The sequence below is a fragment of the Shewanella sp. 4_MG-2023 genome, assembly GCF_030548015.1.
Taxonomy (GTDB): Bacteria; Pseudomonadota; Gammaproteobacteria; order Enterobacterales; family Shewanellaceae; genus Shewanella.
Genome location: NZ_JAUORL010000004.1, coordinates 78,158 through 101,873 on the forward strand (window position 1 = coordinate 78,158; position 23,716 = coordinate 101,873).

The 23,716-nt window shown below is 40.7% G+C and carries 19 protein-coding genes and 3 tRNA genes; 5 read left to right on the forward strand and 17 right to left on the reverse strand.

What is annotated here, in order from left to right; all coding sequences use genetic code 11:
- Window positions 1-46: 46 nt before the first annotated feature.
- From Q4546_RS03195 to Q4546_RS03235, 9 genes are all read right to left on the reverse strand, one after another.
- A complete protein-coding gene (locus Q4546_RS03195; RefSeq protein WP_102476389.1) occupies window positions 47-1,918 on the reverse strand; it encodes a SurA N-terminal domain-containing protein in 1,872 nt (623 codons plus the stop codon).
- Window positions 1,919-2,138: 220 nt separating this feature from the next.
- A complete protein-coding gene (locus tag Q4546_RS03200) occupies window positions 2,139-2,411 on the reverse strand; it encodes an HU family DNA-binding protein (RefSeq protein ID WP_076536981.1) in 273 nt (90 codons plus the stop codon).
- Window positions 2,412-2,675: 264 nt separating this feature from the next.
- Window positions 2,676-5,027 (reverse strand): endopeptidase La, encoded by a 2,352-nt coding sequence (gene lon, locus Q4546_RS03205; RefSeq protein ID WP_102440518.1) that lies wholly within the window; start codon window positions 5,025-5,027, stop codon window positions 2,676-2,678.
- 130 nt (window positions 5,028-5,157) lie between these two features.
- A complete protein-coding gene (clpX, locus tag Q4546_RS03210; protein ID WP_076536985.1) occupies window positions 5,158-6,438 on the reverse strand; it encodes an ATP-dependent protease ATP-binding subunit ClpX in 1,281 nt (426 codons plus the stop codon).
- Between the two features lie 126 nt (window positions 6,439-6,564).
- The gene (clpP, locus tag Q4546_RS03215) at window positions 6,565-7,176 is read right to left on the reverse strand and encodes an ATP-dependent Clp endopeptidase proteolytic subunit ClpP (protein ID WP_076536986.1); all 612 of its coding nucleotides are present in this window, start codon (window positions 7,174-7,176) and stop codon (window positions 6,565-6,567) included.
- A 90-nt stretch (window positions 7,177-7,266) separates the two neighbouring features.
- Window positions 7,267-8,571, reverse strand: coding sequence for a trigger factor (gene tig, locus Q4546_RS03220; RefSeq protein WP_102440517.1), 1,305 nt, complete (start codon window positions 8,569-8,571; stop codon window positions 7,267-7,269).
- Window positions 8,572-8,856: 285 nt separating this feature from the next.
- A tRNA-His gene (locus Q4546_RS03225) sits at window positions 8,857-8,932 on the reverse strand.
- Window positions 8,933-8,939: 7 nt separating this feature from the next.
- Window positions 8,940-9,016: transfer RNA gene (locus Q4546_RS03230), tRNA-Arg, on the reverse strand.
- A 111-nt stretch (window positions 9,017-9,127) separates the two neighbouring features.
- Window positions 9,128-9,204: transfer RNA gene (locus Q4546_RS03235), tRNA-Pro, on the reverse strand.
- A gap of 251 nt (window positions 9,205-9,455) precedes the next feature.
- On the opposite strand from Q4546_RS03235, the gene folD reads away from it, so the two are divergent.
- The gene (gene folD, locus Q4546_RS03240) at window positions 9,456-10,310 is read left to right on the forward strand and encodes a bifunctional methylenetetrahydrofolate dehydrogenase/methenyltetrahydrofolate cyclohydrolase FolD (protein WP_102440516.1); all 855 of its coding nucleotides are present in this window, start codon (window positions 9,456-9,458) and stop codon (window positions 10,308-10,310) included.
- 85 nt (window positions 10,311-10,395) lie between these two features.
- Here the strand turns inward: folD and cysS are convergent, their stop codons facing one another.
- Entirely contained in the window at window positions 10,396-11,778 is a 1,383-nt protein-coding gene (gene cysS, locus Q4546_RS03245) for a cysteine--tRNA ligase (RefSeq protein ID WP_303445668.1), read from the reverse strand.
- 143 nt (window positions 11,779-11,921) lie between these two features.
- On the opposite strand from cysS, the gene Q4546_RS03250 reads away from it, so the two are divergent.
- Window positions 11,922-12,416, forward strand: coding sequence for a peptidylprolyl isomerase (locus tag Q4546_RS03250; protein ID WP_303445669.1), 495 nt, complete (start codon window positions 11,922-11,924; stop codon window positions 12,414-12,416).
- A gap of 6 nt (window positions 12,417-12,422) precedes the next feature.
- Window positions 12,423-13,139 carry a UDP-2,3-diacylglucosamine diphosphatase gene (locus Q4546_RS03255; RefSeq protein WP_102476356.1) on the forward strand — a complete coding sequence of 239 codons (717 nt, stop codon included), beginning with the start codon at window positions 12,423-12,425 and terminating at the stop codon, window positions 13,137-13,139.
- Window positions 13,140-13,167: 28 nt separating this feature from the next.
- Here the strand turns inward: Q4546_RS03255 and Q4546_RS03260 are convergent, their stop codons facing one another.
- Window positions 13,168-13,929: a tRNA-(ms[2]io[6]A)-hydroxylase gene (locus Q4546_RS03260; protein WP_198590877.1), complete on the reverse strand. Its 762-nt coding sequence runs from the start codon at window positions 13,927-13,929 to the stop codon at window positions 13,168-13,170.
- Between the two features lie 490 nt (window positions 13,930-14,419).
- On the opposite strand from Q4546_RS03260, the gene Q4546_RS03265 reads away from it, so the two are divergent.
- Both Q4546_RS03265 and Q4546_RS03270 read left to right on the forward strand, forming a co-directional pair.
- Entirely contained in the window at window positions 14,420-15,016 is a 597-nt protein-coding gene (locus Q4546_RS03265) for a Yip1 family protein (RefSeq protein ID WP_102440512.1), read from the forward strand.
- A gap of 86 nt (window positions 15,017-15,102) precedes the next feature.
- Window positions 15,103-16,161: a glucosaminidase domain-containing protein gene (locus tag Q4546_RS03270; protein WP_303445670.1), complete on the forward strand. Its 1,059-nt coding sequence runs from the start codon at window positions 15,103-15,105 to the stop codon at window positions 16,159-16,161.
- Between the two features lie 88 nt (window positions 16,162-16,249).
- Here Q4546_RS03270 and glnS read toward each other — a convergent pair whose 3' ends face one another.
- The 6 genes from glnS to Q4546_RS03300 all read right to left on the reverse strand — a co-directional run bounded on the left by glnS (window position 16,250) and on the right by Q4546_RS03300 (window position 23,639).
- Window positions 16,250-17,920 (reverse strand): glutamine--tRNA ligase, encoded by a 1,671-nt coding sequence (gene glnS, locus Q4546_RS03275; protein WP_102440510.1) that lies wholly within the window; start codon window positions 17,918-17,920, stop codon window positions 16,250-16,252.
- A 154-nt stretch (window positions 17,921-18,074) separates the two neighbouring features.
- The gene (gene feoB, locus Q4546_RS03280) at window positions 18,075-20,369 is read right to left on the reverse strand and encodes a Fe(2+) transporter permease subunit FeoB (protein ID WP_303445671.1); all 2,295 of its coding nucleotides are present in this window, start codon (window positions 20,367-20,369) and stop codon (window positions 18,075-18,077) included.
- On the reverse strand, window positions 20,362-20,601 hold the full coding sequence (locus tag Q4546_RS03285) for a FeoA family protein (protein ID WP_076537007.1): 240 nt from the start codon (window positions 20,599-20,601) through the stop codon (window positions 20,362-20,364). The genes feoB and Q4546_RS03285 overlap by 8 nt, the downstream gene beginning before the upstream one ends.
- 223 nt (window positions 20,602-20,824) lie before the next feature.
- Window positions 20,825-21,358 (reverse strand): GNAT family N-acetyltransferase, encoded by a 534-nt coding sequence (locus Q4546_RS03290; RefSeq protein ID WP_303445672.1) that lies wholly within the window; start codon window positions 21,356-21,358, stop codon window positions 20,825-20,827.
- A gap of 58 nt (window positions 21,359-21,416) precedes the next feature.
- On the reverse strand, window positions 21,417-21,695 hold the full coding sequence (locus Q4546_RS03295; RefSeq protein ID WP_076537011.1) for a peptidylprolyl isomerase: 279 nt from the start codon (window positions 21,693-21,695) through the stop codon (window positions 21,417-21,419).
- A 117-nt stretch (window positions 21,696-21,812) separates the two neighbouring features.
- Window positions 21,813-23,639 carry a DUF885 family protein gene (locus Q4546_RS03300; protein ID WP_303445708.1) on the reverse strand — a complete coding sequence of 609 codons (1,827 nt, stop codon included), beginning with the start codon at window positions 23,637-23,639 and terminating at the stop codon, window positions 21,813-21,815.
- Window positions 23,640-23,716: the final 77 nt, after the last annotated feature.

The window sequence follows — 23,716 nt, forward strand, 5'->3', positions numbered from 1 at the left end:
ATAAAAAAGCCAAGGCGAACCTTGGCTTTTGTGAATTCCAATCAGCTTATTCAGCTACTGGGTATTCAACTGTTGCTTTTGCTTTTAAAGCTGCGACAACTGAACGGTAATCAGCTTCGCTGTATTGAGGTACTAAACGTTGCTTAATACTTTCAACAATATTTGCATCAATACCTTCTGCATCATTAACTTTATCCAAAGCAATAACCGCATAGCCATTAGCTAATGCAGCGGTATCAAATGAGCTTGCACCAGCATCTGGAGCTGCCATTTTAAATGCCTTAGTCGAGATAGCTTGATCAATATCTTGATTAAATCGTGCTAGCTTCTCTTTCGTTGCTACTGCAACTTCAGTGATTTCAGTGCCTGCTTTTAATTGCGCTAAATATTCATTGGCTTTTTCACTTGCGGCAAAGTTCGCTTTATCTTGCAATAAACGTGCTTCAATGCTGCTAGATACTTCAGTTAATGGCAATGTACCAGCATCTTTATGTTGCAGTAAACGAATCACAACCACATGGTTAGGTGCTAACTCAATCACTTCACTGTTCATGCCGCTACCAATAACGTCATCAGAAAATGCAGCTTTGATTAAAGCTGGAGTATTTAAATTAACAGGCGCATTATCACGAGAAAATAACGCTGTTGATTGAACCTCAACGCCTAATGCTTTAGCTGTTTCATCTAAAGTGTCAGGTATTTCGTAGCTGGTATCAGCTAAAACACTTTGTAAGCTATAAAATTCATCAACCGCTTTTTTGTTTTGAAGATCAGCGATGATTTTATCTTGCACGTCATCAAACGGCGCTGCAGCACCAGATTCCACATCGAGTAACTTGATAATGTGATAACCAAATTCACTCTTCACAATTTGTGAGTACTCACCAGTTGAAAGTGCAAATAAAGCTGAGTCAAATGCAGGATCCATTACACCTTGTTCGAACCAATCGAGTTGACCGCCCTGCTCTGCGCTAAATTGGTCATCTGAATCTGATTTAGCAACGGCAGCAAAGTCTTCACCAGCTTGTAATTTAGCTAAAGCAGCTTCGGCCTTTGCTTCATCGGCGCTATCATCGCCAGATGCAAATAAAATATGTGCAGCTAAACGTTTTTCTGGCGTTTGATATTGTTGTTGGTTGTCTTCATAAAAAGCACGCGCATCATCAACTGACGTTTCGATACCTTTAGCCAGATCTGCAACGTCCAACTCGACATATTCTAAGCTAACTTTTTCTTGGCTCATGAACTGAATTAAGTTACTTTCGTAATAGGCTTTAATCTCTTCAGCAGAAACTGTTGAAGAGGCTAAGAAAGGTGTAGAGTCCACAACTAAATAACGAATATCACGGGTTTGACCTTGAACTTCAGCTAATTGCTTTGCTTCACCATCAAGAACAAACTCACTTCCCACTAGCGCGGTTAAAAGTTGACGACGAGTCATATCAACACGCATCATATTTCTAAAGCTAGTGGTTTGATAACCTAATTGACGTAGTACAGCTAAGTAGCGGTCATTATCAAATACACCATCGGTTTGGAATGCTTGCTCATTCAGAATCGCTTGTTTAATTTGCTCATCTGAAACACGTAGTCCCAAATCTTCAGCCGCTTGGCTAATTAGCTTATCTGAAATCAAACGATCTAATACATTCTGCTTGATACCATTCATATAGTTATCATCAGCAGCTAAGGCATCAAACATTTCGCCTAGTTGTTGTTCTAAACGGCCACGTTCATTTTGGAATGCTTGTTCTAATTCATTGGCTGTGATTTCGTCACCATTAACTACTGCGGCTGGAACATCTGTCGAGGTTCCTAGGTAACTACTGACACCAGCAAATGCGAACGAAAGGATCACCAGTACTAAAATACTTTTAGCTATAACGCCCTGTGAACCTTCGCGAATTTTTTCTAACATCTGAATTCTCGCTTGTTGCGACATAATAAAATAAAAAGGCGCACCTTTTGCGGATGCGCCTTCTTGTAATTTAGACGGAGTATTCAGACGCTACCGAGGTATGCCTTATCTCTCCTAATATCAAAAAAACAAAGTTAATTCTGATACTTTATTTCGCAAAAAGCACTGTTAAAACAGTGCTTTCTACAAATGCCTTACAAAAGGCAACGATACCAACTATTTAGTTAACAGCGTCTTTTAGTGCTTTACCAGCTTTGAAGGCAGGAATGTTTGCTGCTGCAATTTTGATTTCTGCACCCGTTTGTGGGTTACGGCCAGTACGTTCTGCACGTTGACGTACTTCAAAAGTACCAAAACCAACTAGAGAAATCTTATCGCCTTCTTTAAGCGCTTCAGTAACAGCAGCAATAAAAGAATCTAGTGCACGGCCAGCGCCTGCTTTAGAAATGTCAGCACCAGAAGCGATTTTCTCGATTAGTTCAGATTTGTTCATGTCATCCCCTTGAATGTTATTTTTGCGCCGCAACCAAATCCGTCTTTGGAACGGTCTACGGAGGCTTTTTATCGTAAGTTTGATACCACACCAAACTTAGTTGGAAAACCAAAAAAAATGTACTTGGATACAGCTCAAAGTCAGATGCGCCAAGGGTTTGGTGCTAACTGACTCTCCACTTATCTAGGCTACCACAGCTTTCGTGTTTGTTAAGCCCCTTTTTTCATTTTTTTTGGGTTACTAGCAAGTTTTCTTACTGATTAGTTACTTTTTGACCACTTCGAAGCCTTTAACAGGTCTTTCTAAGGCCAATTCAAGGACTTCCTCGACCCACCTTACAGGGTGGATCTTTAAATCAGCAATCACATTTGCTGGAATTTCTTCTAAATCACGCTCATTTTCTTTAGGAATAAGCACAACTTTTATCCCACCGCGATGCGCCGCAAGCAGTTTCTCTTTCAGGCCACCAATTGGTAACACTTCACCACGAAGGGTAATTTCACCCGTCATCGCTACGTCACTTTTAACCGGGTTGCCGGTTAAACTTGATACTAAAGCAGTACACATTGCCGCACCTGCTGAAGGACCATCTTTTGGCGTTGCACCTTCTGGTACATGAACATGGATATCACGCTTTTCATAAAAGTCGTTATTGATCCCCAACTGCTCTGCGCGGCCTCTAACAACGGTCATTGCAGCTTGAATTGACTCTTGCATCACGTCACCTAGCGAACCGGTATAAGCAAGTTTGCCTTTACCTGGCACCGAAGTGGCTTCAATGGTCAGTAAATCACCACCAACTTGAGTCCATGCAAGGCCAGTAACTTGACCAATTTGATTGTTAGATTCAGCTTTACCGTAATCAAAGCGCTGCACACCTAAGAAAGATTTCAGGTTATCTTGATCCACAACAACGGTTTTCACTGACTTATCAAGCAAAATCATTTTTACGACTTTACGACAAACTTTAGACAGCTCACGCTCTAATGAACGCACGCCAGCTTCACGGGTGTAATAACGGATCATGCCAATAATGGCACTGTCTTCTATGGTTATCTCACTCGCTTTTAAGCCATTACGCTCAATCTGTTTGGTTAATAAATGCTTCTTAGCAATATTAAGCTTTTCATCTTCGGTGTAACCCGATAAACGGATCACTTCCATACGGTCAAGTAATGGTCCAGGGATATCCATTGAGTTTGAGGTAGCGACAAACATTACGTCTGATAAGTCGTAATCCACTTCAAGGTAATGATCGTTAAATGCTGAGTTTTGTTCAGGATCTAATACTTCTAATAATGCTGACGATGGATCGCCGCGCATATCAGAACTCATTTTATCAATTTCATCTAATAGGAATAATGGGTTTTTAACGCCCACTTTAGCCATTTTTTGAATGACTTTACCTGGCATAGAACCAATATAAGTACGACGATGACCACGGATCTCGGCTTCATCACGCACACCACCTAATGCAACACGCACATACTTACGACCTGTCGCCTTTGCAATTGACTGACCGAGTGACGTTTTACCGACACCTGGTGGGCCCACTAGACAAAGAATTGGCCCTTTAAGCTGTTTAACACGGCTTTGTACCGCAAGATACTCTAAAATGCGCTCTTTAACCTTCTCAAGCCCATGGTGATCGGTATCAAGAATGGCTTCAGCTTTTGATAAATCACGCTTAATTTTAGAACGCTGACTCCAAGGTACCGAGGTCATCCAATCGACATAGCTTCTGACAACAGTCGCTTCTGCAGACATTGGAGACATCATCTTCAGTTTGTTTAACTCAGCTTCGGCTTTTTCTTTGGCTTCTGCTGGCATTTTAGCCTCAGTGATCTTCCGAGCTAATACTTCAAACTCATCTTGGCCTTCATCAAGATCGCCTAATTCTTTTTGAATGGCTTTCATTTGCTCATTCAAATAGTATTCGCGTTGACTCTTTTCCATTTGTTTCTTAACGCGGCCACGGATGCGTTTTTCAACTTGTAATAAGTCAATCTCGCCTTCCATCATCGCCATTAAGTATTCAAGGCGCTCACCAACATTAATCATCTCAAGCACAGACTGTTTGTCTTCTAGCTTAAGTGGCATATGCGCCGCCATGGTGTCAGCAAGGCGCGCTGCTTCTTCAATACCGGTTAATGAAGTGAGCACTTCAGGCGGTATTTTCTTGTTAAGCTTGATGTAACCTTCAAATTGACTGATTGCACTGCGGACTAAGACTTCTTCTTCTTTGTCAGCTAAGTCTTCAGAAGCTAAGTATTCAGCTGTCGCGACAAAGAATTCATCTTCTTGGGTGTAAGCGGTTACTTTTGCACGCTGACCACCTTCAACTAAGACTTTAACGGTCCCGTCAGGTAGTTTTAATAACTGCAAAATTGAGGCTACGGTACCGACGTCGAAAATATCTTCTTTTGTTGGCTCGTCTAAATCAGCTTCTCGCTGTGCGACCAATAAAATTTGCTTGTCTTGTTCCATTGCCGATTCGAGACAACGAATAGATTTCTCTCGTCCGACGAACAACGGAATTACCATATGGGGATAAACCACTACATCTCGCAGTGGCAGCACGGGGAGTTCGATATGCGCTTCACGCTCTTGGGTCATAGTTCGATTCCGTTTGATGAATGGATTTTATAAGTCAGTATATTGGGATGTTTCTCAAACTTTCAATGGTTAATACGAAAAAAGGAGCCCAATGGACTCCTTATTTTTAATAAAAGACTAAATCGTCTATTTATTGTTCACCACCAGCAACTTGGCTTTCGGCATTTTCGTAAATTAGGATTGGTGCGGATTCGCCTTTTACTACAGACTCATCAACAACGGCCTTAATCACGCCTTCCACTGAAGGGATGTCATACATGGTATCGAGTAAAATATCTTCGATAATTGAACGAAGTCCACGAGCACCGGTTTTACGGGTCATTGCTTTATGAGCAATGGCTTTAAGCGCATCTTCGCGGAACTCTAACTCAACATCTTCCATCTCAAATAAGGCACCATATTGCTTAGTAAGTGCATTTTTAGGTTGAGATAAGATTTGAACCAATGCAGATTCATCTAATTCAGTTAGCGTCGCAACAACAGGTAAACGACCGATAAACTCAGGGATCAAACCAAATTTAATTAAATCTTCTGGTTCAACCTTACCTAATGTTTGCGAGATAGTCGCTTTATCTGCATCACCTTTAACTTCAGCGCCAAAACCGATACCAGTACCTGTTAAGCCACGTTGCTCAATAACTTTTTCAAGCCCAGCAAACGCACCACCACAAATAAATAAGATCTTTGAAGTATCAACTTGCAAAAACTCTTGTTGTGGATGCTTACGACCACCTTGAGGTGGCACAGAAGCAACAGTACCTTCAATTAGTTTTAGTAACGCCTGCTGAACACCTTCACCCGATACATCACGAGTTATAGAAGGATTGTCAGATTTACGACTAATCTTGTCGATTTCATCGATGTAAACAATACCACGTTCCGCTTTTTCAACGTCGTAATCACATTTTTGCAGAAGTTTCTGAATAATGTTTTCAACGTCTTCACCCACATAACCTGCTTCAGTTAATGTGGTTGCATCAGCCATAGTAAACGGCACATCAAGTGAACGCGCTAAGGTTTCAGCCAGTAATGTTTTACCACTACCTGTAGGCCCAATAAGTAAGATATTACTTTTACCAAGCTCAACACCTTCAATCGGCGTACCATTACGTAAGCGCTTATAGTGATTATAAACCGCTACCGATAGCACCTTTTTTGCCTGATTCTGACCAATGACGTAATCATCGAGGTGATTACGTAATTCGTGTGGCGTTGGTAATTGGTCTTGATCGCGTTTAGGCGAAATTTCTTTTATCTCTTCACGAATTATGTCATTACATAACTCGACACATTCGTCACAAACATATACTGAAGGTCCAGCAATTAGCTTTCTAACTTCATGTTGGCTTTTCCCGCAAAAAGAGCAGTACAGCAGCTTACCGCTGTCACCGGAATTTTTGTTATCGCCCATTAACTCTACCTCTGTTACAGCCTAGACACTGTCTGTAGAAAACCATCTGTACTGTTTAAATGCACAAACACAGTCTTATATTTTAATACTCTATTCTTCAAAGAATAGCGCACTCAGGCGTAAAGATCAGCTACGCTTTTCAAAAACTGAATCAACTAAACCATAATCGGCTGCTTCTTGAGCACTCATGAAGTTATCACGGTCAGTATCACGTTCAATGATTTCCATTGGTTGACCGGTATGTTCCGCCAACATTTGGTTCAATTTGTTCTTAATGCCAAGAATTTCTTGAGCATGAATTGCAATATCTGAAGCCTGACCTTGGAAACCGCCTAATGGTTGGTGGATCATCACGCGAGAATTAGGTAAACAATGACGTTTGCCTTTTGCGCCACCAGCAAGTAAAAAAGCGCCCATGCTTGCTGCTTGACCAATACATACTGTACTGACATTTGGCTTGATAAACTGCATGGTGTCATAAATCGCCATGCCGGCTGTTACTGAGCCTCCTGGCGAGTTAATGTAAATTGAAATATCTTTGTCTGGGCTTTCTGATTCTAGGAACAATAATTGCGCCACGATCAAATTAGCCATGTGTTCTTCAACCTGGCCAACCAAGAAAATTACACGCTCTTTTAATAAACGAGAGTAAATATCATATGAACGCTCACCTTTTGCTGTTTGTTCAACAACCATAGGTACGAGAGCATTGAGTACAGATTCTGGCGCTTTATGCATTTTATACTTTCCCTAAAATAAAAATGGCTCGTATGAGAACCTCATACGAGCCATTATAAATGGCGAACCGCCAATCAAGTCAAGCGAAGGTTACGCTTTACCTGTTGCCTTGTTCATAAATTCTTCAAAAGCAACTTCTTTTAGAGTTACTTTTGCTGATTTTAATAGCACTTCAACAGCTTGCTCTTCAAGAGCTACGTTACGCATGTTCTGCATAAGCTCTTTGTTGCCATTGTAGTATTCAACAACTTCTGTTGGATCTTCGTAAGCAGAAGCCATTGAAGCGATTAAACCTTGAACGCGCTCATCTTCAGCTTGAAGTTCATTCGTTTTGATTACTTCGCCTAATAATAGACCAACTTTAACGCGACGCTCAGCTTGCTCAGTGAATAGATCAGCTGGAAGCTCAGGCATGTTTTCAGCTTGACCACCAAAACGTTGCATAGCTTGTTGACGAAGAACATTCACTTCACCGTCTACAAGTGCTTTAGGGATAGTGATGTCGTTAGCAGCTAATAAGCCTTCGATAACTTGCTCTTTAACATTCGCTTTAAGCGCTTGATCAAGTTCACGAGTCATGTTTTTACGGATTTCAGCTTTAAGGGCTTCTAGGCCACCTTCAGCAATACCGAATAATGAAGCGAACTCGTCATTTACTTCTGGTAATTCTGCAGCTTGAACTTCGGTAAGAGTAATAACGAAATTAGCCGCTTTACCTTTTAAGTTTTCAGCGTGGTAATCTTCAGGGAAAGTGACTTCAACTTCAAATTCTTCACCGGCTTTATGACCAATGATGCCAGTTTCAAAACCTGGGATCATACGGTTGCTACCAAGCTCAAGTTCGAAATCGTCAGCTTTGCCACCTTCAAATTCTTCACCTTCAACTGAACCAACAAAGTTCATTTTAACTTTGTTGCCTTCTTCAGCAGCAGTTTCAACTACAGCGAAAGTAGCGTGTTGCTTGCGAAGCGTTTCAATCATGGTGTCAACGTCAGCGTCATTAACTTCAGCTTGTGGTTGTTCAACAGCGATTGCATCTAAACCAGTTAATTCAACTTCTGGGTAGATTTCAAAAGTAGCAACGAACTCGAAGTTCTCGCCTTCTGCTTTACTAGGAGCAAATACTGGTGCGCCAGCTGGGTTTAGTTTTTCAGCCATGATAGCTTCAATGAAGTTGCGTTGCATAACTTCACCGGTCACATCTTGACGGATAGCTTTACCGTAACGTTGGTTGATTACTGATACTGGTACTTTACCTGGACGGAAACCAGAGATCTTTGCACGCTTCGCTTCACGTAATAAATTGTCTTTAACTAATTTCTCAATTTGCTCAGCAGGTACAGAAATTGTTAGGCGACGTTCTAGGCCTTGAGTTGTTTCAACAGAAACTTGCATTGTTTTACCTCGAAATATGTCTGACGTCCTTTGTAATAGTCGAAAACTCAACTATTAAATATTCATTTCTTGATGATTAATGTTTACTAATAAAAGTAGTGATACAGCAGCGTTTAAGCGCTGTTACCCGTAGTAATCCGTATTAGATATTTATCAAGACGCGACATTATAGCGACCGTTTACTGCCGAGTCGAGTCTGAAAACGCGGTTAAATGGGGATTTTAGACATAAAAAAAGCGACCTTAGGTCGCTTTTTCTACAACTGTGCATTATCAATGCAAAATTTGGGGTGACTGATGGGGCTCGAACCCACGACAACCGGAATCACAATCCGGGGCTCTACCAACTGAGCTACAATCACCATAATTTGGTACGCCCGGCAGGATTCGAACCTGCGACCACCCGCTTAGAAGGCGGGTGCTCTATCCAACTGAGCTACGGGCGCATGGTTTACAGATAAATCTGTATATCCTACTAGCGTGATAAGTTGCTTTGGTTAACAACTTATCTTTTTACAGCTTATTCATAAAACCGAAGCTTTACAAATAAATAAATTTGGTCGGTGATAGAGGATTCGAACCTCTGACCCTCTCGTCCCAAACGAGATGCGCTACCGGGCTGCGCTAATCACCGAGATGTTCAATGCTACAATGTTTATTTTCTTTAAACACCTTCGCTGTGAGAACGGAGCGCATATTAACGAGTCACTTTCCTATCGTCAACGATTTTTTTGACAAACTTGTTCAGCTGCTGTTTTAACAAACAAAAAATTCTGTTTTTAAAAAATCACTAAGGCAATATTCATGACATGACTTTAGCTGACTGATAGAATACGCTTCGTTAATTTCGTCTTATTATCGCGCCATAAAGGAAACTATACCCCCATGACTGCCCAAAATATTGATGGCAAAGCGATCGCTCAATCTATTCGAATCACTTTAAAAGAAAAAGTACTTGCCCGTAAAGAAGCAGGTAAAAGAATTCCTGGCTTAGCGGTCATCTTAGTTGGTGCAGATGCTGCGTCACAAGTCTATGTAGGAAGCAAGCGCCGCGCGTGTGAAGAAGTCGGCTTTCAATCTTATTCATATGATTTAGAAACCACGGCCACTGAAGCAGAATTGTTAGCCTTAATTGATCAATGCAATGATGACCCTAAAATTGATGGCATTTTAGTGCAACTGCCATTACCTGCACACATTGAAGAATCTAAAGTCATTGAGCAAATTCGCCCTGATAAAGATGTTGATGGTTTCCACCCTTATAATGTCGGCCGACTTGCTCAGCGCATCCCAGTGCTGCGTTCATGTACGCCAAAAGGCATTATGACCTTGATCAATTCAACGGGTGTAGATACATATGGTCTTGATGCAACGATTGTCGGCGCGTCTAATATTGTCGGTAGACCAATGACATTGGAGCTACTACTTGCAGGCTGTACTACGACCACCTGTCATCGCTTTACTAAAAACCTTGAACAAAAGGTACGCCAAGCTGACTTGTTGATTGTTGCAGTAGGTAAACCTGGTTTTATTGCTGGTGATTGGATTAAACCTGGTGCGATTGTTATCGATGTGGGCATTAACCGCTTAGACAATGGCCGCTTAGTGGGTGATGTAGAATTTGACCTTGCTGCTGAGAAAGCGGCATTCATTACCCCAGTACCCGGTGGTGTAGGTCCGATGACAATTGCCAGCTTACTAGAAAATACCTTATATGCTGCTGAGACTTACCACGACTAAACCTTTGTTTAATCAGAGTTAATAATTGTATTAACTAAAAAAGCCTGCTAATGCAGGCTTTTTTATGGCGGATTAAACTTAGACGTTACTTTTTACGCCAAGTTGTTACACCATTTTCGCCATCTTCCAGAATAACCCCAAGGGCATTTAGTCTATCTCTAGCGATATCTGCAGCAGGCCAATCTTTTTCAGCGCGGGCGCGATTACGTTCAACGATCAAGGCCTCAATTTCAGCGACTTCATCATCACTGCCCTCGCCTTGGAAATAAACATCAACATCGTTGCTGATAATGCCTAGCACGTCTGTTAATTGCTTAAGGCTAACACCTAAGGCGCTGGCTTGCGCCATATCAACTGATTTAAGACGGTTAATCTCACGTACCATATCAAAGATAACCGAGTAGGCTTCTGGTGTATTAAAATCATCATCCATCGCCAGTTTAAATTTACCGACATACTCAGGTGCAGCTGCTGGAGAAACTGATAAATCTAAGCCTTTTAGCGAAGTATAAATACGTTCTAAAGCCGACTTAGCTTGCTTTAAATTATCTTCAGAATAATTTAGCTGGCTACGATAGTGACCCGATAATAAGAAGTAACGTACTGTTTCTGGATCGTAATGTTCTAACACATCTCTGATTGTGAAGAAGTTGCCCAGTGATTTAGACATTTTTTCTTTATCAACCATCACCATGCCAGTATGCATCCAGTAGTTGACATACTTTGAGCCATGAGCACAGCAAGACTGCGCAATTTCGTTTTCATGATGTGGGAACTGTAAATCGCTACCGCCGCCATGAATATCAAAGTTTTCACCTAAGTGTTTGCCATTCATTGCAGAACATTCAATGTGCCAGCCAGGACGACCAGGCCCCCATGGAGACTCCCACGTTGGTTCGCCAGGTTTTGACATTTTCCACAAAACAAAATCCATAGGATTACGTTTAGCAGCTTCCACTTCAACGCGCGCGCCAGCTTGAAGCTGTTCAAGGTTTTGTCCTGATAAGCGGCCATATTCCGCAAATGAAGCCACACTAAAGAGCACATCGCCATTGTCAGCAACATAAGCATGCTCTTTAGCGATGAGTGTCTGCACCATGTCGATGATCTCATCAATATGCAGGGTCGCTCTTGGTTCGAAATCTGGGCGTAGCATATTTAATGAATCAAAATCCTTGTGCATCTCACCAATCAAACGCTCAGTGAGTGAGTCACAACTTTCGTTATTTTCAGCGGCGCGTTTAATGATTTTATCGTCGACATCGGTGATGTTACGTAAGTAGTTCACCGCATAGCCACTATAACGTAAGTAGCGAACTATCATATCGAAAGATACAAAAGTACGACCATGACCAATGTGACATAAATCATATATGGTGATCCCACATACATACATGTCAATCTTGCCAGGATTAATCGGTTTAAACTCTTGCTTTTCACGACTCATACTATTGTAAATTTTCAACATCGATGGTTCTCTTTTACTCTTAATAAAACTCAATTTAATTGCCACAAAGTCTACCATGAGCAACACTGTTTTGAACACTGCACTTTAAGCCTCACGTAAGATAAGTTAGAATCGCGCAACAATTTTTATCTAGGTAATTAAATATGATCACTTTGCACACAAATATGGGCGACATCAAAATCGCTTTAAATGCTGAAAAAGCACCTTTAACTGTTGAAAGCTTCATTAAGTACGTAAAAGAAGGTTTCTACGACGGTACTATTTTTCACCGTGTGATTGATGGTTTCATGGTACAAGGTGGTGGCTTTACTGAAGATATGGTTCAGAAAACCCCTCATGCTGCAGTTATAAATGAAGCGAACAACGGCTTATCAAACAAAGTCGGTACCTTAGCGATGGCGCGTACATCTGATCCGCATTCAGCAACATCACAGTTTTTTATCAATGTGAATGACAACACTTTCTTAGACTTTAAAGCCGAAACATCTCAAGGCTGGGGCTATTGTGTATTCGCTGAAGTTGTTGAAGGTTTTGATATTGTAGAGAAAATCAAAACTGTTAGCACAGGTAACCGTGGCATGCATCAAGACGTACCACTAGAAGCTGTTATCATTAACAGTGCAAGCATTGCTGAATAATCATTAATGCAGACTGTTTTTATGGGCGATTTGCACTTAAGTGCAGACCGCCCAGATATTAGCCAAGCTTTTATTCGCTACCTCAACTCAGATCTTGCTGATGTTGAAGCGATTTATATCATCGGTGACTTGTTTGAAGTCTGGACCAGTGATGATATTGCCGAGCCCTTTACTGACGAAATAGCCACCCATCTAAAACGTGTCGCCACAAGCATCCCTATTTATTTTATCCACGGTAATCGAGATTTTATGATTGGCAAATCATTTGCTCGTAAAGCTGGAATGATCATACTTCCAGAAGTTGTCGAGTTAGATTTGTATGGCATAAAAACAGTAGTCTTGCATGGTGATAGCCTTTGCACGCTCGATAAGGCTTATCAAAGATTTAGAAGCTTCAGAAATTCATCATTCGTGAAATGGATTTACCGTAACTTGCCTAAATCAACGCGACAGAACATCGCTGCTGATATTCGCAAAAAAAGTCAAAAAAGCAATCAACAAAAAAGCTATACCATTATGGATGTTGAGCAATCAGCCGTTGACAGCCTACTACTAAAAACCAACTGCCAAAGAATGATCCATGGCCATACCCACCGTCCGGCAATACATCAATTAGCCGATAACAAGCAGCGCATTGTGGTTGGTGACTGGTACGAGCAAGGCAGCATACTGATTGTCGACCAATACACTGCCAATCTTAAACAACTGCCCTTGCTAACTTGAGGACTTCAAATACCGCAAGGATATAGTGTTAATTGGGTAAACCACTGTGGAATTTAAAATCGGTATCTGGGGTTAAAATAAGCTCAGCTTCAACCTCGGTCAAAAACCTTACTCTGTCACTAATATCTTTATCCGATACTAACTCGGCCAACGTCAGGTAATCTTGGTAGTGACGAGCTTCAGAGCGAAGTAGCGATACGTAGAATTTACTTAATTCTTCATCCAGATGCGGGGCAAGTTTGGCAAAACGTTCACAAGATCTGGCCTCAATTAGTGCACCAATAATTAACTTATCGACTAATGCATCTGGCTCGAAGGTTTTAACATGTTTCAGTAAGCCTTTGGCATAACGTCCGGCCTCTATTAGCTCATACTGTACCTGTTTTTTTTCCATCAACTCCATTACTTGATAGAAATGATGTAATTCTTCTTTGATCAGCAATACCATTTTATCAACTAACTCTTGACCATAAACACAGCCTTCACGCACTGTGATTTGTTTGCTGACGTTACTTTTTCCTTTAAGAGAGGCTAAATCGCCGACCTTTTTATAGGCAAACTCTTCGTATGGCTTTATCCATTGGGATAACTGCTCAGCACTGGGTTTATCCACCGCGTATTTCCTAATTAAAAACATCGCGCTTTGGGCGGCTTTTAACTCACAAATCATATGATCACGAAGAATGATGGATAAGTTTTCAGGCTTGCTGGCCATTTCAATCCACTTATCAGGTGTTTCACAATTCAAAAAAGAGTAAATCGGCTCAAGTAAACCCTGCTCATACATCATTGAAGTACCACTAAATATTTTATGTGGCGCCATTGTATTAAAAAAATGAAACAGATACGACAACCCATCTGCATATTCTAAGATTGCATTAAGCAGCAAATAGATATTTAACAATCATCAACTAAGTTACATTAACGTCGAATATTTACATATAAATCGACAATCTAAAGAGAAAAATACTGCATGAGCTAACTTCTGATGAGCTTATTAGCTTTTTATACTGATAAAACAACAATAGCACTTGACGAATGGCCGCTAATGTTCAATAAATAGTCTATACATCTGCGTAACAATAGTTGCTTAAGTTGTATTTCAATCACCTTTAATGGATAAGCTTCGATAGGGATGAAGTTATTACTTAAACGGCTCACTAGTAACGAGTGCATTAAGTATGTGTAGGACTGATTAAGGCGATTGATATATGGGGCTATGATCAGTTCGTCTGAAGTTTGGCGAGCTATGTATGAAATGCTAAACAAGGATAATAACAATGATATTGAATCACCTAATGGGGCTATACACTCATCCGAAACAAGAGTGGCAAACAATTGAACGTAATCACGAGGCAGTTAAAAGCAGCCTTAGTCATATCTTACTTATCGCCTTAATTCCTGCTGTGTGCAGTTTTGTAGCAACCGCTTATATAGGCTGGCATCCTGCTAACGGCGAGCTACTATTTCTCACTCCACAAAGCGCCATGTTCATGTCAGTGGGTATGTACTTTGGCCTCATTGCTGGCGTATTTGCACTGGCATATTTATCTTATTGGATGGCAAAAACCTTTGATGCCGCACCAACCTTCACTCAAGCACTTGAGTTAGCCGCCTATACCGCTACACCATTATTTATGGTCGGCATATCAGCGCTATACCCTGTGTTATGGTTTATGATGTTAGTGGGCCTTGCTGGCTTAGCCTACTCAGTATATCTACTTTATGCTGGTGTCCCCATCATTATGAATATCCCTGAAGAAAAAGGCTTTATTTACGCAAGTTCAGTCGTTACTGCAGGTTTAGTACTATTGGTCGGATTAATGGGCACTAGCGTTATATTATGGAGCTTAGGCTTAGGACCTATGATGCAGTAAATGTTTTTGTACTATATTTAAAAGGCGCTTTCGCGCCTTTTTTGTTATGGCTCGGCCCATAAAGTGAGTTTGAACTAAGGTGATATATGACCAAAAATACCTATCAAAAAATCCTTTTTGTATTGCTGCTTCTAGCGGGTTTATTTGCCATCAACTACTGGGTTAAGTCATCCACTACAGAAAATGAGACTGATACTACTGGTACAAACGCGACTAAATCTCCAACGGCAACAATTGAGCCAGATGTTAATCATCAATATATAGATGCCGCAAACAACAAACTCACAACTAAAAAACCGCAAACCAAGGCCTCAACAGAGATTATTTTAAACTCGCTCGATCAATTAATTGAATTATTCGACTCGTTAAATTACAACAAACAAAGCTGGGATGCCGGTGTAAGGGAAGTACCTCGATTAACCTTTGATAGCGTGAGTGAGAATTGGCAAAAAACCTCAAATGAGATCCCTGTACAGGTTAAGAAAATGGTTTTTTTCAGATTAATGGCGCCATTAATATTACTCAGTAATGAAAATATTATTTTAGAGCGAAAATGGGTGAAACAGGCTGAGCTAACCGATAACAAGCTTATTGATATCGCAACAAAATACAAGGTCATCCCCGATAAGCAAACACCATTAACTCAAGATTTGCGAAAACAACTGCTTAAGCGCGTAGACATCATGCCGCCGTCATTAGTGCTAGCCCAAGCGGCTGAAGAAAGCGGCTGGGCGACATCGCGATTTACCGTTGAAGGTAACGCCTTTTTTGGCCAGTGGGATTTCAGTGGCAACGGCATGGCTCCTAAAAAGCAAAGAACAGAGTTAGGCAATTACGGTTTAGCACGATTTAATACTCCGCAAGCATCCGTTGAGGGCTATATGCTAAATATCAATACCCATGCAGCCTACCTTAAACTGAGACAAATGAGACAGCAATTACGTTATGAGAAAGAACCGATAACAGGCCTTAAATTAGTCACCACTTTAGATAAATATTCCGAACGTGGCCAAGCCTATATTGATAGTATCCAGCAGATGATCCGTTACAACAAACTTGATCAAGTGGACGCCGCCTATTTAAGTGATGGTGCGCCAATACACTTAATTTCCGCAAATAACCAAGCCAGTTCTACTGATGATTAACCAAAAAAATGCCAGAACAATATTGTTCTGGCATTTTTATTAACTGACTTAGGGATAAACTACCCCCAGTAAAAGCTACAGGTAAACTTTAAGCAAAAGAATCACGTAGTGCCACAGTTAAGTTAAACACTAAAGCCTCTTTTGATGAATCCTTGTTATCAGCGCAGAAGTAACCTTCACGTTCAAACTGGTACGCTTTTTCTGCCACTGCATTGGCTAAGCTTGCTTCAGCGACACCCTTAAGCACAGTTAAAGAGTCATCGCTTAACACTTCGTCTAAGGTTTCAAAAGCTGCTGGAGACGCTTCAGTAAATAAACGGTGGTATAAACGAAATTCAGCCGGTTTGGCCGTTGTCGCTTCAACCCAATGAATAACACCTTTAACTTTGCGGCCATCACTTGGGTTCTTACCCAATGTTTCATTGTCGTAAGTACAATAAACCGTGGTGACATTACCGTCTTCATCTTGATCAAAACGTTCAGCTTTAATCACATAAGCATTACGTAAACGAACTTCTTTACCAAGTACTAAACGCTTAAAATGCTTATTAGCAGACTCTTTAAAGTCTTCGGCATCGATGAATAACTCTTTACCAAATGCAATTTCGCGGGTACCCATTTCAGGTTTATTCGGATGCATTGGGGCATTAATTATTTCAGGTGTATCCGACGGGTAGTTTTCAATTACCACTTTAATCGGTCTTAACACAGCCATGGCACGAGGTGCATTTTCGTTGAGCTCTTCACGAATACACGCATCAAGCACGCCACCTTCAATAAGGTTTTCTTGCTTTGTAACACCGATACGTTGGCAGAATTCACGAATAGACGCCGGAGTATAACCGCGACGGCGTAAACCTGCGATAGTTGGCATACGAGGATCATCCCAACCAGACACGATTTCACGCGTTACTAAATCGTTCAATTTACGTTTCGACATCATGGTGTATTCAAGGTTAAGTCTTGAAAATTCATACTGACGTGTACGGTTTGGTTGATTAAAATCATCTAAATGATCTAACACCCAATCATACAAACGACGGTTGTCTTGGAACTCTAAAGTACATAACGAATGAGTGATGTTTTCAATCGCATCTGAAATACAGTGAGTAAAGTCGTACATTGGGTAAATGCACCACTTATCGCCTGTTTGATGATGGTGAGCAAAACGAATACGGTAAATAACCGGATCACGCATACACATGAATGGTGAAGCCATATCGATTTTAGCCCGCAGTGCACACTCACCCTCTTTGAATTCACCTGCACGCATTTTTTCAAATAGGTTCAAGTTTTCTTCAACTGAGGTATCACGGTAAGGGCTATTTTTACCAGGTGCTTTTAATGTGCCACGGTACTCGCGTGTTTCTTCAGCATTTAAGAAGCACACATAAGCTAAACCTTTTGAGATTAGCTCAACCGCATATTGATGTAATTGATCGAAGTAATTCGAAGAATAACGAACTTCACCTGACCATTTAAAGCCTAACCAACGTACATCATCCTGAATAGAATGAACATAATCGATGTCTTCCTTTTCAGGGTTAGTATCATCAAAACGTAAGTTACATTGACCTTGATAATCTTGTGCTATGCCAAAATTTAAACAAATAGACTTTGCATGGCCAATGTGTAAAAAACCATTTGGCTCTGGCGGAAAACGGGTTTGCACACTGGTGTGTTTACCACTTTTTAAGTCTTCATCAATAATATTACGAATGAAGTTACTTGGACGTACTTCGTTGTCCACTTGGCTCATGGAGTTCCTCTTGGTGCACGATGGTGAAATTTATGACCTTTGATGATCCTACAGATTTACGCGAGTTACAATGCCTGTTTGCTAAAAATAACCCTCAAAAAACAAAAAACCAGCATTTCGTAAAATGCTGGTTTTAATTTGAACACAAAATCTCTTATTCAGTGATGATTTTAATTCCTGGGATAATCTGTTGACTCTTTTTACCTTGCTTTTTAAGCCAGAAATAAAAGCCCACTAGCGCAATAGAAAAGAATGAAATCCACCCGATAGATTGCACTGGATGCTTAGCAATGTTGGCACCTTGATATACTACCGTTGCACTGCCATAAGCTAATGCAAAGGTCCATAGCGCAGCAAATCGAGCCCACTTAGCACCAAACTCATTCACTAATGCGCCCATTGCCGCAACACAAGGCGTGTATAGCAAGATGAAGAGCAAATATGAGAATGCTGCAATTTTGGTTGTGAAACCAGCTTGCAGTGCACTGAATGTTGAACTATCAACTTCAAGCTCTGCAGCGGCTTCTTCTAAATTTTCGACATTTCCAACATCAATTGATAAAGGATCTGCAGGGGCAATACCCAATAAGTTTTCAGGGATAGTACTTAATGCCTCAGAAAAACTTTCAGACAGACTCGCTAACTCTTCATCTTCGCCTGCTGGCGTGGCATATAAGCTGTTTAATGTGCCAACAACCGCCTCTTTTGCAAAAATACCAGTGATAATACCTACTGTTGCAGGCCAGTTATCTTGCTCTACACCCATTGGTGAGAAAAATGGTGTTACTTTTTGGCTTAATACACTTAGTACTGACTCGTTACTGTCTTCATGGCCGAAACTACCATCGGTACCAATTGCATTGACAAAATTCAGTAGCGTCACCACGATAACAATGGTTTTACCGGCACCTAAAATAAAACTTTTAGTACGTTTAACTGTGCGAGAGAAAACTGCTTTCGCTTTTGGCATTTCATAACTAGGCAGTTCCATCACTACCGCGCTGCTTGAACCTGGCAATACTGTGCTGCGAAGTAATAAACCGGTACCAATAGCAGCAAAAATACCAATGATATACAGTAAAAATACTAAATTTTGACCTGAATCAGGAAAGAACGCCGCAGCAAATAGAGCATAAACAGGAAGACGAGCACCACATGACATAAAGGGCGCCATCATGCCGGTAACGATTCTTTCACGCTCACTACCCAGTGTCCTTGTTGCCATAATGGCAGGTACAGAACAACCAAAACCGACAATCATTGGTACAAACGCTTTGCCCGGTAAACCAATGCGTCTCATTAATCCATCAACGACAAATGCAGCACGAGACATGTAACCCGATGCTTCAAGTACAGATAAAGCAAGAAATAGTGCTGCAATAACCGGTATAAAGGTGGCCACGGTTTGAATGCCCTGACCTATACCGCCAGCAATAATTGTCACTAACCATACTGGAGCACCAATTGTGGTTAACAATGCACCTAAATGATCGACAAAAATAGCCCCAGCTGTAATATCAAAAAAGTCGATAAACGAGCTACCAACATTGATACTGAACATGAACATTAAATACATCACTAACAAAAACACCGGAACACCGAGTGCTGGATGTAAAATCAATTTATCAAGCTTGTCACTAGTGCTTTCAAAATCACCCACTTCAACAGATTGGCTAAATACCGTCTCAACAAAATCAAAACGGGTGGTTGCCACTAACACTTCAACGTCTGTTCCTGATTGTTCCGCAATTTTAGTACAATCATTAACAACATCTTTTAAGCTAGTATTATTACATTTTCCACAGCCATTACCGTTACCAAGCATAGCAAGTGCTCGGCCGCGACTTAGATCGCTAGCATGTTGTTGCAGAGTTTGCACGCCCGCTTCAATACGCTCATCATAATTAAGCATTAAAGCAGACTCTGAGATTTCGCCTTTGAGTAACTTTAAGACTTGATCTTGAACCTGTTTAACATCGTTTAGTTCTCGTGAACAAACGGCAATAACAGGGCAACCAAGCTCTGCAGACATTTTCTTAAGGTTGACTTCGATACCTAATTTTTTAGCCGCATCGATTTTATTCAACACCACAACCATTGGAATACCCAGCTCTCTTAATTGAACTGTGAGGTAAAGATGTCGCTCGATATTGGTTGCGTCCACAAGATTGATGATGCCATCAATTCTTTGTTCGGCGAGATATTGCTGGGCGATTTGTTCATCTAAAGAACAGTCACAGCTATTTCCTGCCGGTAATAAATCATAAATACCTGGTAAATCCGTCAAATGGATATTGGTGTTATCAAGAGTGAAATAACCGGTTTTCTTTTCTACCGTTACGCCAGACCAATTACCCACCTGCTGATTAGAGCCCGTTAATGCATTAAACAGCGTTGACTTGCCTGCATTAGGATTACCTACGGTGACGCAATGAAATTCTTTAGTCATTTGTTTTTACTACCTCAATAACATCCGCTAAATCACGGCGCATACATAAACGGCTACCACGTAAATCTAATTCAACTCCTGAACCCATCGGCGCTCTGCGTAACATTTTAAATGACGTATGAGGAGTGATGCCCATAGAGAGTAATTTACGCTTTACTGTTTGAGGTAAAGAGAGTTGGCCAACCTCTGCAATCTTAGCGCTATCGCCGGGATTGAGTTCACTAAGCTTCATAAAGCAGTTACCTTGGGATTATAAATATGAATTACACTAATTTTATATGAGCTAACTAAGCAAAACCTTTACCTAGATCATGTTTTACGAGTGCAAACGAGAATGGTTTTCAATTGTATTGTCAATTATGTGATAAAAGCCCAAAAGAAAATAGTGCTTTGAGTATTATATTTTGATAACGGCTAAATTGGCTGCTTATATGAGGTGTTTGTTTACTTAAATGTTAACGAGTGTCTTGAGTAAGTAGGCCAAAAGTAAATTCATCATGCCAATCGGGGCCTATTTTATAATTTTGTCTTAAGCAGCCTTCATTAATAAAACCACAAGCCGTCATTACCTTGGCTGAAGCGAGATTGTTAGTTGAACAGATACCAATATACTTGTGGACCCCAAATTGATGGTTCCCCCAATCAATAACTGCGTTTAAGCTTTCAGTAGCGTAACCTTGACCGGACATCTCAGGTGCTATGATATAACCTACCTCAGCGCGCCTTAGCAAGGCATCATCACAATGAAAACCTGTAAAACCAATAAAAGCACCGGTGTGAATATCTTCAATCACTAACGTTAACCACTCTCCTAAATCAAACTCCCACGGTGCAAGTCTTGAATTAAATTTCTGTTTAATGGCTAACTCAGTCATTGGCTCACAGATATATTGGATGACATCAGGATTTTGATGCAGGCGGTTAAAACTGTCCCAATCCTCCTTGATTAAGGTTCTAATTTTTAATCTGTCAGTATATAACGCAATCATTAAGTGGTGACCTCCAATAAAAAAGGCAGCCTAAGCTGCCTTAATCAACATAAGGCGTTTAGCCTCTGCTGGTTACTTCTAATAAATGGTAACCAAATTGAGTTTTAACTGGGCCTTGTACTTCATTTAAAGGCGCGCTAAATACGACTTCATCAAACTCACGAACCATCATACCTGGACCGAAAGAGCCAAGTTCTCCACCTTGTGCACCTGATGGACATGATGAATGGGCTTTAGCAATTTCAGCGAAGTCTGCACCTGCTATGATTTGCTGCTTAAGCGTTTCACATTGTTCTTCAGAACTCACAAGAAGATGCCTAGCTGTTGCCTGTACCATTTATAGCTCCTTTGGCAGTTGATGCCATTAATTAGTCATTTTTTTATAAAAAATAAAAGGGAGCATAAATTGCTCCCTTGTTACTCAGATTACATTTACTAAACTATCAGTTATTGGTTATTTTGCCAATTCGGATTCAATCCAGCGGGCAATTTTTTTCTCCATGACTGCCATAGGTAACGAACCGGTTGTTAAAATTTGATCATGAAAGCCCTTAAGATCAAATTTATCACTAAGCTGGGCTTCAGCATCAGCACGTAATCTTAAAATAGTCAGCTGACCAATTTTGTAAGATAACGCCTGACCAGGGATAGCCATATAACGTTCTACTTCCGCAATAATGTCAGACTCTGCCATTGGCGAGTTGTCCTTCATATACTGAATAGCTTGCTCACGGCTCCAGCCTTTAGCATGTAAGCCAGTATCAACCACCAACCGCATTGCACGGAGCATTTCATCAGATAGCTTACCAAAGTACTGATAAGGATCGCTGAATAAGCCCATTTCGATGCCTAAGTACTCAGCATATAATGCCCAGCCTTCTTCAAATGCAGTATAACCTTGGAAACGTTGGAACTCAGGAATACCGGTTAACTCTTGTTTAATGGCAATTTGAAAGTGATGCCCAGGCGCGGCTTCATGTAAAGAAAGCGTTGTCATGCCCCACTTAGGCTGTGCTTTTAAATTAAAGGTATTAATATAAAACACACCAGGACGTGAGCCATCTACCGCAGGAGATTGATAAGAAGCCCCTGCTGCTGATTTTTCTCTAAAGCTTTCAACAGGTTTAACAACATAATCAGCTTTTGGCATCACGTTAAAGTATTTAGGTAACTCTTTATTGATGTCATCTTTTAGTGCCATATAGCCATCAATTAAGCCTTGGCGCTCACTAAAGAAATATTCTGGATCACTTGAAAGTGATGCGAAGAAAGCGCTTAAATCACCTTCAAAGCCAACTTGTTCACGTACTGTATCCATTTCAGTTAAAATGCGTTTTACTTCTGAAAGACCAATTTGATGAATTTCATCAACCGGCATTTTAGTGGTGGTATGACTATTTGCTAGCGTTTGATACCACTCTTTACCATTAGGTAATCCCCACCAACCATCAGAAGCTCTTGCGTGGGAAAGATAACTATCTTTAAAATAATTTCTTAAATCTGTTAAAGCTGGAATTAACTGAGATTGAATAAGCTTACTGTACTCTGCTGTTAATTGAGTCTTATCTTGCTCACTAAAGTCTTCAGGCATGATATTAATTGGTGCATAAAATAAGCTTTGCTTAGCCTCTTTAACCAATTGAGCATCTAACTGCGGGATAATACGTTCAACCAAGACTTTAGGTAACACAACTTTACTGGCGATCCCCTCATCCATTCTTGCTTGAGCCAGGCCTATCCAATTGATAAAACCTGCAAGACGACCTAACCAGTTGTTATAATCTTCAACGGTGTTAAAAGGCTGGGCACTTTCACCACTGCCCAATTGGATCATGCTGATAACCGTACTGTAAAACTGATTCATTGGCATAAAATGCTCAGGATACGACTCGGCAACAAGATCCATATGACGGTCATACATGAACATATCAAAGCTTAATTGTAAATCTGCAGGAAGTTCATTTGCATTAATTGATTTTGCTCGTTTTAGAAACTGACTATTTAGTTCATGTCGTTGTTTTAGGTAAGCCTCAGTTAATGAACCACCAAACTCAGCGTTGTAATCATTAACCCCTACATAGGTTGCATAGATAGGTTCTAATGCTAACAATGCTTTAAAGTAATCATCCGCTAAAGCATTATATGCTTGTGCCGCTGTCTGGCTACTTTTTTGCGCGCTTTGTAGACTTGCGGTGCTTGAGTTGTTTGGACTTGTTTGCTCGCTGCATGCTTGAAGCGATAATAAAGAAGCAATAGCAACGGTCAGTAATGTTTTTTTCATCATCAGATCCCTGTCAGAGCCACAAATTTAGCGGCCTTAAAATATGATTTATCTTTTTAGTTATTATTTACAATGTA

Coding starts and splice junctions, on each gene's coding strand:
- Q4546_RS03195 (WP_102476389.1), bottom strand. CDS start 1,918: ATGTTAGAAAAAATTCGCGAAGGTTCACAGGGCGTTATAGCTAAAAGT.
- Q4546_RS03200 (WP_076536981.1), bottom strand. CDS start 2,411: ATGAACAAATCTGAACTAATCGAGAAAATCGCTTCTGGTGCTGACATT.
- lon (WP_102440518.1), bottom strand. CDS start 5,027: ATGACCCAAGAGCGTGAAGCGCATATCGAACTCCCCGTGCTGCCACTG.
- clpX (WP_076536985.1), bottom strand. CDS start 6,438: ATGGGCGATAACAAAAATTCCGGTGACAGCGGTAAGCTGCTGTACTGC.
- clpP (WP_076536986.1), bottom strand. CDS start 7,176: ATGCATAAAGCGCCAGAATCTGTACTCAATGCTCTCGTACCTATGGTT.
- tig (WP_102440517.1), bottom strand. CDS start 8,571: ATGCAAGTTTCTGTTGAAACAACTCAAGGCCTAGAACGTCGCCTAACA.
- folD (WP_102440516.1), top strand. CDS start 9,456: ATGACTGCCCAAAATATTGATGGCAAAGCGATCGCTCAATCTATTCGA.
- cysS (WP_303445668.1), bottom strand. CDS start 11,778: ATGTTGAAAATTTACAATAGTATGAGTCGTGAAAAGCAAGAGTTTAAA.
- Q4546_RS03250 (WP_303445669.1), top strand. CDS start 11,922: ATGATCACTTTGCACACAAATATGGGCGACATCAAAATCGCTTTAAAT.
- Q4546_RS03255 (WP_102476356.1), top strand. CDS start 12,423: ATGCAGACTGTTTTTATGGGCGATTTGCACTTAAGTGCAGACCGCCCA.
- Q4546_RS03260 (WP_198590877.1), bottom strand. CDS start 13,929: ATGATGTATGAGCAGGGTTTACTTGAGCCGATTTACTCTTTTTTGAAT.
- Q4546_RS03265 (WP_102440512.1), top strand. CDS start 14,420: ATGATATTGAATCACCTAATGGGGCTATACACTCATCCGAAACAAGAG.
- Q4546_RS03270 (WP_303445670.1), top strand. CDS start 15,103: ATGACCAAAAATACCTATCAAAAAATCCTTTTTGTATTGCTGCTTCTA.
- glnS (WP_102440510.1), bottom strand. CDS start 17,920: ATGAGCCAAGTGGACAACGAAGTACGTCCAAGTAACTTCATTCGTAAT.
- feoB (WP_303445671.1), bottom strand. CDS start 20,369: ATGACTAAAGAATTTCATTGCGTCACCGTAGGTAATCCTAATGCAGGC.
- Q4546_RS03285 (WP_076537007.1), bottom strand. CDS start 20,601: ATGAAGCTTAGTGAACTCAATCCCGGCGATAGCGCTAAGATTGCAGAG.
- Q4546_RS03290 (WP_303445672.1), bottom strand. CDS start 21,358: ATGATTGCGTTATATACTGACAGATTAAAAATTAGAACCTTAATCAAG.
- Q4546_RS03295 (WP_076537011.1), bottom strand. CDS start 21,695: ATGGTACAGGCAACAGCTAGGCATCTTCTTGTGAGTTCTGAAGAACAA.
- Q4546_RS03300 (WP_303445708.1), bottom strand. CDS start 23,639: ATGAAAAAAACATTACTGACCGTTGCTATTGCTTCTTTATTATCGCTT.